Annotated in this window: 8 protein-coding genes; 2 read left to right on the plus strand and 6 right to left on the minus strand. The window is 31.3% G+C overall.

Annotated elements, in window-relative coordinates; translation table 11 throughout:
* Positions 1–56: 56 nt before the first annotated feature.
* The 4 genes from J418_RS0115050 to J418_RS0115065 form a co-directional block, all read right to left on the minus strand.
* Positions 57–1,610: an acyl CoA:acetate/3-ketoacid CoA transferase gene (locus tag J418_RS0115050; RefSeq protein WP_017751104.1), complete on the minus strand. Its 1,554-nt coding sequence runs from the start codon at positions 1,608–1,610 to the stop codon at positions 57–59.
* Between the two features lie 53 nt (positions 1,611–1,663).
* Positions 1,664–2,440, minus strand: coding sequence for a short-chain-enoyl-CoA hydratase (locus J418_RS0115055; protein ID WP_017896010.1), 777 nt, complete (start codon positions 2,438–2,440; stop codon positions 1,664–1,666).
* Between the two features lie 126 nt (positions 2,441–2,566).
* Positions 2,567–3,868: a GntP family permease gene (locus J418_RS0115060; RefSeq protein ID WP_017751106.1), complete on the minus strand. Its 1,302-nt coding sequence runs from the start codon at positions 3,866–3,868 to the stop codon at positions 2,567–2,569.
* 166 nt (positions 3,869–4,034) lie between these two features.
* Complete coding sequence (locus J418_RS0115065) at positions 4,035–4,448, minus strand: MarR family winged helix-turn-helix transcriptional regulator (RefSeq protein WP_017751107.1); 414 nt, start codon at positions 4,446–4,448, stop codon at positions 4,035–4,037.
* Positions 4,449–4,566: 118 nt separating this feature from the next.
* On the opposite strand from J418_RS0115065, the gene J418_RS15975 reads away from it, so the two are divergent.
* On the plus strand, positions 4,567–4,809 hold the full coding sequence (locus tag J418_RS15975; protein ID WP_017896011.1) for a DeoR family transcriptional regulator: 243 nt from the start codon (positions 4,567–4,569) through the stop codon (positions 4,807–4,809).
* Between the two features lie 56 nt (positions 4,810–4,865).
* Complete coding sequence (locus tag J418_RS16295; RefSeq protein ID WP_235807012.1) at positions 4,866–5,069, plus strand: sugar phosphate isomerase family; 204 nt, start codon at positions 4,866–4,868, stop codon at positions 5,067–5,069.
* Positions 5,070–5,367: 298 nt separating this feature from the next.
* Here the strand turns inward: J418_RS16295 and J418_RS0115075 are convergent, their stop codons facing one another.
* Both J418_RS0115075 and J418_RS0115080 read right to left on the minus strand, forming a co-directional pair.
* The gene (locus J418_RS0115075; protein ID WP_017896012.1) at positions 5,368–6,423 is read right to left on the minus strand and encodes an NAD(P)-dependent alcohol dehydrogenase; all 1,056 of its coding nucleotides are present in this window, start codon (positions 6,421–6,423) and stop codon (positions 5,368–5,370) included.
* Positions 6,424–6,680: 257 nt separating this feature from the next.
* Positions 6,681–8,534 carry a sigma-54-dependent Fis family transcriptional regulator gene (locus J418_RS0115080; RefSeq protein WP_051057243.1) on the minus strand — a complete coding sequence of 618 codons (1,854 nt, stop codon included), beginning with the start codon at positions 8,532–8,534 and terminating at the stop codon, positions 6,681–6,683.
* Between the last annotated feature and the right edge of the window lie 213 nt (positions 8,535–8,747).

The following is an 8,747-nucleotide window of genomic DNA, read 5'->3' on the forward strand; positions in this document are numbered from 1 at the left end:
CCTGTTCTTTTGATAATTCAAAATTCATAATTTATCCCCCTTATTTACAACTTAATTTATTTTTTAAGGCCCATTAGGCCATTATGAAATATTTTTTCATCCATTAACTTCAAGCTTTTATCAATCTTAGGCTTGAATTCCATTAATCCCAGTACATCTTTTTCAAGATCAATACCTGGAGCTATTTCAGTAATATAAAGACCCTCTTCTTTCAGTTCAAATACAGCTCTTTCGGTTATATAGGTAACTGGTTGTTTTGTTTTAATAGCATATTCTCCACTGAAAGTTATCTGCTCAACCTCATTTAAAAATTTTATAGACCTTCCTTCCTGTATTATTTTCAACTTGCCATTTCCTGTATCTATCTTTAACCCTCCAGCTGTAAAGGTACCACAGAATAATACTCTTTTAGCATTTTGAGTTATATTTATAAATCCACCGCATCCAGCTATACGAGGTCCAAACTTACTAACATTTATATTTCCATGCCTATCCACTTGAGCCAATCCTAAAAATGCTATATCTGTTCCACCACCATCATAAAAGTCAAATTGATAGGCTTCATCTAAAATCGATTCAGGATTTATGCATGCTCCGAATCCAGTTCCCCCTAGAGGTACTCCTCCTACTGCTCCAGCTTCCACTGTCATGGTCATATATTCACCAATTTCTTCTTCATTGGCAACCATAGATATTACCTCAGGTATACCTATACCCAAGTTTACTACTGCATCTGGTTTTAATTCCATAGCAGCTCTTCTAGCTATTATTTTTCTTGCATTTAATTCAGGATATTGTATAGCTTTTAAAGGAACTCTCACTTCACCTGTTAATGCAGGGTCATAACCATTACAGCCAAAAAACTGCTCATGATGTTCAGGTTTGGCAACAACTACTACATCAACATATATGCCCGGTATCTTTACAAGTCTTGGATCCAAAGTTCCTGAAGAAACTACTTTTTCAACTTGTACAATTACTATTCCGCCACTATTTCTACAAGCCTGTGCTATAGAAAGTACATCTATAGTCCCTACTTCTCTTTCCAGTGATATATTCCCATTTTCATCTGCAAAAGATCCTCTCAGAAAACATACATCAATAGGGAAAGCTTTATAAAGTAATTTTTCCTGCCCCTCAATATTTATAAGTTTTACTACATCTTCTTTGGTAATATCATTTAACTTGCCACCTTGAATTCTTGGATCTACAAAAGTATTTAATCCAACGTGAGTTATGGTTCCAATTCTTTTTCCTGCAATGTCTCTAAATAGTTGTGCAATTGTTCCTTGGGGAAGATTATACGCTTCGATTTTATTTTCTACTGCCATTTTTCCCAATTTAGGTGATAGATTCCAGTGCCCACCTGCAACTCTTTTTAACATTCCTTCATGTGCAAAATGATCTGCTCCTTTTCCCTTTCCATCTCCTTGAGCTGCAGAATATACTAATGTCAAATTTTTTGGATGCCCTGTCTCTTCAAAACGCTTTTCCAAAGCTATACTAAGTTCTTCTGAACAAAGACTGCCTACAAAACCACTTGTTGCGATCAAGTCTCCATCTTTAACCATTTCTACAGCATCACAAGCCTTCAAAAACTTTACTCCCATGAAAAACCCCCCTTAAAGCTTTTACTTTACTATGAAAGATATCATTCACATAATTAACAATCTTTAAAATTAGCTTTTCTCTTTTCCAAAAAGGCTTTCATACCTTCTTTTTGATCTTCAGTTGAAAAACATAATCCAAAAGAATTTGCCTCGTATTTAAGCCCAGCTTCCAAATCAACATCCAATCCATTATTTATTGATGCCTTTGCCAATCTAACACCTACTGGTGATTTAGTCATAACTTTCTGTGCAAATTCTTTTGCCTTTGTAAGTAATTCCTCAGGTTCATATACCTTATTAGCAAGTCCTATACGATAAGCTTCATTAGCACTAATCATATCAGTAGAAAATATTAGCTCTTTTGCTATACCCTTTCCAACCAATCTTGGAAGCCTTTGAGTCCCACCAAAGCTTGGAAGTATTCCTAAATTAACTTCTGGTTGTCCAAATTTAGCTTTTTTTGAAGCAAATCTTATATCACATGCCATGGCAAGTTCACAACCTCCGCCAAGAGCAAATCCATTGACTGCAGCTATTACCAGTTTAGGAAGATTTTCTATCCTAGAAAATACATTTTGGGCAAGTCTTGAGAATTTTGTTGCTTCTATTGAATTCAGTTTACTCATTTGTGCTATATCAGCTCCTGCTACAAATGATTTTTCACCTGAACCTGTTATTATTACTGCTTTGATATTATCGTTTACATGTATATCGTCAATTATACTTCCAAGTTCTTTTAATGTTTCACTATTTAACGCATTAAGTGCTTTAGGCCTATTAATAATAATTTCTGCAATACCATTCTCTTCTTTTAAAATAACATTTTCCATTTAAATTACCCCCAATATTAAGCCATTAAAATGGCAATCTATTTTATTATATTTAAGTAATAAATTATTTATGTTAACGTTTAACTTAATTTTACTTGTATACAAACTATTTGTCAACAAGTAATTTTATTTTATTAAAAATCCATATATTATAGTGGCTGCAATACACATACTCCCCCCTACTATGGATTCATATGGAATAAGTTTCATACGATCAGATATATTCATCTTTACTGATTGCGCTGATACTAAAAAGAAGTTTCCATGTGGAAGATGATCTATTACAACTGAACCTGTATGAACCATAACAGCTGCACTTATAGGTGCTATACCCATAGCCAAAATAGCTTTTCCAAAAGAGCCTGTAGCTAAAATTGCACCTGTAGATGTGGAACCTGTAGCTGCCGCCATTAATATACCTGAAATTGGTGCAAGAAGTGTACCAGAAACTCCTGACAACTTAATAATATTTACTATAACCAAACTTAAATCTGATTTAGAAATAACACCTGCAATTGAACCTGCACCTATTAATAAAATTGCTGTTCCAGACATTCTATTCAATCCTGATGTAGTATATTTAATTACATGTTTAGCTTTCCCCATAGCCAATAACCCAATTAAACCAGCCAATGGTAAAATTATCATGGAATCTATACTTATTTTTTTTAAAAATTCAATATTTAAAATATTTCCAACAGGATTAATTCCCAACAGCACTATAGCTACAATTGGAGCAACCATAGCCTTTAAAAAAGTTGGCTTTTCTTTAACATCTGATTCAGATTTTGACATTAAATCCGAATCTTTGATTTCAACACCTTTTTTGCTTAATAATTTACCTACGATACATGTTACTATTAATCCTACCAACGCAGGTATAAATCCTGCTATCATTACTTGTGTTAATTCTAAGTTAAATCCTTTAGCTATGGCTATTGTGTTGGGATTTGGAGAAATTATATTTCCAGCCTTTCCTCCTCCTACCATGGTTAAAAGAACTGCCGTCTTAGAAATTCCAGCTCTTTTGGCTACCGACAATGCAATTGGTGCAACTATTATAATTGCAACTGTTACAAATACCCCAACTGCAGTAATTATTAGTGTAGCTAATGCGATAGCCATCAATGCTTTCTTTTCACCAAGCTTGTCTACTATTGTTTCTGCAATTTTTTCAGCGGCCCCCGATTCAATAAGAACTCCTGCTAATATTCCTGCTGTAAGTACTCGTACTACTGCTGGCATTACGCTGTTTGTTCCTTCAATAATAAAGGTAACAGTCTGATTTAAACTAGCACCACCTATAACGGCTCCTATAATTGATCCCCCAAATAGTGAATATACTGGATTTACTTTCTTAAGGATCAAAACTATAGCAATTATCAATCCCAGGACAGCTCCCCACCAGTAAATAGGAATTTGCGTCATTTTAATACCTCCTAACTATTTTATTATAATTTGTACAAACTTAGTAAACGTTTTATATTGTACATTTTAAATATTACTTGTATGCAAACTATTTGTCAACAACCAATATTTAAATAAAAAATCACTACCACATTATAAATTATATTCGCAGCAATGATTTTATATTCTAACGATTTGCGATTAATCTCAAGAAACTTTTGAATTTCTTTTGCTCTTCTTCTGTAAATATTTCAAGCATATATTGATTAACTTTATTCACAACTTCTTCTACTGGCTTCTGAAGCCTGGAACCTTTATCAGTAATAACAACTTTAAGAGTTCTCCTGTCTTCTGGATTTTCAGTTCTCTTTACAAATTTCTTCTTTTCCATTCTATCTAGAATTCCAGTAATTGTTGATCCATCAAGCCCTAAAATATCTGCTATTTGTTTAGGCGTTTGTCCATCTTTAGTCCAAAGACATTTTAATATTCCATATTGAACTGGTGTAACATCAAGTGGTTCAAGATTTGTCTTCAAATATTGAAATACATTATGCTGTGCTTTTGTTAATAAAAAATTTATACATTCGTTTAATTCCATGATAATTACCTCTCATTTATACGTAATGCATATAATATATTATAAAATTTAATCATTTGTCAACAAATATAAATTAAAATTGCCTAACTAAAGTACTTAATAAAATTTATTCTAAAGTTTGGAAGGAAGTCAAAATACTATAAGAAGGGATATTAATGAATTAGTCAAAAGTGGAACTATAAAAAAAGTATACGGTGGAGTATCTGATAACTTAAACTTGTTAGTTCCATTTAACGAAAGAAAAATAACAAGCAGAACTACAAAAACACTCATAGCAAAAACTGCATCTGAATTTATTAATGACGGAGATATAATTTTTATAGATTCCAGTACTACTACAGTAAATATGGTTAATTTTTAAAAAATAGACTTGATATAACCATAATCACCAATAATCTTAATTTTATAACTAATTCTATAAGATATGAAAACTTAAATATAATTTCAACAGGAGGATCCCTAGTTAGGAAAACAAATTCATTCGCAGTAATAGATACTTTAAATATGTTAAAGAACTACAACATAAATAAGGCATTTGTGGCTGATACTGGAGTATATTTAACTAATGGAATCACAAGCTTTTCTCCACTAGAATGTGAAATAAAAAAAAGGCCGCAGTAAATAAAAGTAGTGAAATTTATCCGATGGCGAATTCATCAAAATTCAATACTTCATCATTAATGACATATTGTGAATTGAAAGATATTGATTATCTTATGACTGATAAAGTGCAATCTAAAGATTATTAATTTTTCTTAAAAGAACACGATGTAAATATTATAATAGCTAAATATTCTGTACAATTAGATATACAATGATAATTATGGTTATTTTAACACATATCTTATTAAAAATTAAGGAAATATAAATAATTTACATACAAATTATTTATATTCCATCAAATAAATTAAATTAAGTATCAGTCTATTACAACAACAGGTTTAATAAGATCCTTTGGCTTATCTTTCATCAACATAAGTGCCTCTTCAATATGATTAAATCCATGATATACATGAGTTACAAGTTTTGAAGGATCTATACGTCCATATTCTATAAGATCTATAAGTCTCTCCATCCTAAGTCTTCCTCCTGGACATAATCCACCCTTTATAGTTTTATGGGCCATTCCACAACCCCACTCTACTCTCGGTATAACCAAATCACCACTTCCATGGTAATTTACATTTGAAACTACTCCACCCGGCTTAAGCATTTTTATTGCCTGTCCTAGTGTATCAGTTCCGCCACCAGCCATTATAACACGATCAACACCTTCTCCATTAGTAAGTTCTGATATTTGATCTACTATATTTCCATATTTATAATTTACAATTTCATTTGCTCCATAAAATTTTGCAGTTTCAACACAAACAGGTCTGCTGCCTACTCCTATTATTCTACCGGCTCCATGAATTTTTGCACCTGCAATAGACATTAGCCCAACTGCTCCTATTCCTATTACAACAACACTTGAACCAGTTTCAATCTCTGCAAGTTCAGCTCCATGAATTCCAGTAGTCATCATATCCGTGATCATTACAGCTGTCTCAGGTGAAATATTATCTGGCAAAAACGCAAGATTGGCATCAGCTTCATTTACATGGAAGTATTCAGCAAATACACCATCTTTAAAATTTGAAAACTTCCATCCAGCAAGCATACCTCCTGAATGTTGTTGAAATCCTCTTTGAACGTCTATGGATTCCCAATTAGGTGTTGTACAAGGCACTACCACCTTATCGCCAGGCTTGAAATCTTTTACTTCACTTCCTACTTCAGCTACTATCCCTACTGCTTCATGCCCCAAAATCATATTACTTCTCTCTCCAAGAGCTCCCTCAAAAACTGTGTGTATATCTGAAGTACATGGAGAAACTGCCAATGGCTTTATTAGAGCATCATATGGCCCAAAATTTGGTCTTTCCTTTTCAATCCATCCTACCTTATTAACTCCAATCATTGCAAAACCCTTCATATACATTCCCCCTAAAGAATTATTCTAATAAATTGTTATATAATTAACATTTATTTATAATATAAGCAACATATATGCCATATATTAAAATAATATCTTGCCTTATTCCCAGATACTACTGGTATACAGCCATTTATTTAATTACTTAATCATCTAAAAATAAATATAGTAAGAATTTTTCAAAATAGTAATTGTTTATATATTATACAATCGCCATATTAATTTCGTTGTATTTTTAAACATTGTATAATATTTAATCACTGCAGCTTATCTTTTAATCCATACCTATTGATCTTATTATACAGGGTAGTTCTATTAATTTTTAATATTTTAGAGGCTTTAGATATATTTCCATTACACATTCTAATACATTTCTCAATAGCTATTTTTTGCCATTGATCTAATGAACACATATTGTATTCACAATTATCACTAAAATCACGATAAATACCGTCACTATACTTAACAAAGTCAAATGATATATTTCCATCCATATTGACTATATTCTCTATACAATTTTCAAGTTCTCTTATATTGCCAGGCCATTTATAATTTAATAATTTATTATACAGACTAGTTTCTATTTTTACCATAGATTTATTAAGTTTAGATGATTTAGTTTTTAAAAAATGATCAATTAATATTGGTATATCTCCTATTCTATCCCTGAGAGGAGGTACATATATAGGTATAACACTAAGCCTATAATACAAATCTTCTCTAAAGTTACCTTTCTTAACCTGTTCTTTTAAGTCTTTATTTGTAGCAGCAATTATTCTAACATTTATTTTAATATATCTTTTACCTCCTATTTTCATAATACAACCTTCTTGAAGAACTCTTAAAAGGTTTACTTGCATATCAATAGGCATTTCACTTATTTCATCTAAAAAAATAGTCCCATTATCAGCCAACTCAAATTTTCCTAATTGCCCTCCTTTTTTTGCCCCGGTAAATGTTCCATCCTCATATCCGAATAATTCGCTTTCAATTAGATTCTTAGGTATAGCACCGCAGTTTATTGCTATAAACCCAAAATTTCTCCTATTGCTACTATTATGTATTGCTTGAGCAATAAGTTCTTTACCAGTTCCACTTTCACCTTGTATTAACACAGTAGATGGGCTATCTGCAATACACTTTGTCTTTTTCTTTAAATCCATCATTATTTTACTTTTACCTATTATATCCGAAAAATTATATCTAGCCTTCATTCCTATATACCTATTTACCATATTATAAACTTTCTGTATATCTCTAAGTACAAGTGCGGCTCCTGTTATACAATTTTTTTTATTTCTTATAGGATATGCATTCAAATTGAATCTTTTACTTTTTCCGTTTACTGTACAATTGTTATTTTCATATCTATTTCCATTACTTATTTCATCATATATGTTTCTCCAATTGAATATTAAATTTTTTATATTCTTGTCTATAACTTCATACTGTCTAACTTTCAACATCATACATGCTATATTATTTATTGATCTCACTATTCCAGATGAATCTATGGTCAAAATTCCTACATCTATAGAATTTATTATAGTGTGTAGGTATTGGTATGCCTGAAAAAGTTCATTTTGAGACTTGTTCATCTCCATATGATTTTCTATAGATTTAACTGCTGCAACTACAAGTCCTAAAGTATGGGGATGTACAAGCTGATGTCGTCCTGTCAAATTAAGACATCCGATTATATTACCATTTACATCATGTATTGTATCAGCAGAACATGTCCAAATATGATATACGTTTAAATAGTGCTGCTTTCCAGCCATTTGTAGTGGATTATTTTCATAAATAGATGTTCCAATAGCATTAGTTCCTGTACTTTTTTCACTCATATCTGCCCCTTCTATCATTCCCATACTTCTTGCTTTTTCTATTACATCTTCATCACCTATTACAATCAGTATTATACCGTTTTCATCTGTTAGATCTAAAAAGAATCCTGATCCTTTAAGAAAATCATATAATATTTTCATAAAGGGTTTTGCTATCTTTATTAATTCCAATTTTCGTTTATATAATTCTTTAAATTCTATCCCTCTTAATATTTTATCAGGAAATATTTTGCTCTTATTAATTCCATATTCTTTGCATCGCATATGTGAACGTGTTATTATATTATTATTTTCTATTGAAATACACACACAAATCCCCCGATCCCCTAAAAGATTAATCTTTTATAAAAATATTATATCATAATTCATTTATACTTAATCTCTTATATAACCTAACAAAACAGGGCTGTTTCAAAATAAAATTTTAAAACAACCCTGTTTTGTTATTAATATTATCAAATTTTTGCAAGTGCTTGA

Source organism: Clostridium tyrobutyricum DSM 2637 = ATCC 25755 = JCM 11008 (assembly GCF_000359585.1).
In the GTDB taxonomy this organism is placed as follows: domain Bacteria; phylum Bacillota; class Clostridia; order Clostridiales; family Clostridiaceae; genus Clostridium_B; species Clostridium_B tyrobutyricum.

Bases quoted from the DNA above. Each gene is read 5' to 3' on its own strand.
- J418_RS0115050 (WP_017751104.1), bottom strand. From the start codon at position 1,610: ATGGGAGTAAAGTTTTTGAAGGCTTGTGATGCTGTAGAAATGGTTAAA.
- J418_RS0115055 (WP_017896010.1), bottom strand. From the start codon at position 2,440: ATGGAAAATGTTATTTTAAAAGAAGAGAATGGTATTGCAGAAATTATT.
- J418_RS0115060 (WP_017751106.1), bottom strand. From the start codon at position 3,868: ATGACGCAAATTCCTATTTACTGGTGGGGAGCTGTCCTGGGATTGATA.
- J418_RS0115065 (WP_017751107.1), bottom strand. From the start codon at position 4,448: ATGGAATTAAACGAATGTATAAATTTTTTATTAACAAAAGCACAGCAT.
- J418_RS0115075 (WP_017896012.1), bottom strand. From the start codon at position 6,423: ATGAAGGGTTTTGCAATGATTGGAGTTAATAAGGTAGGATGGATTGAA.
- J418_RS0115080 (WP_051057243.1), bottom strand. From the start codon at position 8,534: ATGCGATGCAAAGAATATGGAATTAATAAGAGCAAAATATTTCCTGAT.